Source organism: Bacillus sp. SIMBA_008, from assembly GCF_046535495.1.
Classification (GTDB): Bacteria; Bacillota; Bacilli; order Bacillales; family Bacillaceae; genus Bacillus; species Bacillus subtilis.
Genome location: NZ_JAWRWL010001141.1, coordinates 1 through 242, shown reverse-complemented (window position 1 = coordinate 242; position 242 = coordinate 1). Strand labels below are relative to the sequence as shown.

The following is a 242-nucleotide window of genomic DNA, read 5'->3' as shown; positions in this document are numbered from 1 at the left end:
CAAGGTTACGAACTGGAGCTTGAAGAACGCTAAGCAACATAGATAGTACGCCTTCGCGAGACGGAAGTTCCGCAAGAGCCTTCACTTCTTCTACAGTCGCTACGTTTCCTTCGATGACACCAGCTTTGATTTCTAAAGCTTCGTGGCTTTTCGCAAATTCGTTGATGATTTTCGCAGGTGCGATAACATCTTCGTTACTGAATGCGATAGCGTTTGGACCTGTTAAGAAATCGTTTAAACCC

Annotated in this window: 1 protein-coding gene; it reads right to left on the bottom strand. The window is 45.0% G+C overall.

From position 1 onward, the window contains the following. A partial coding sequence (rplJ, locus tag SB658_RS27000) for a 50S ribosomal protein L10 (protein ID WP_410603586.1) occupies positions 1–242 on the bottom strand: 242 nt, incomplete at both ends.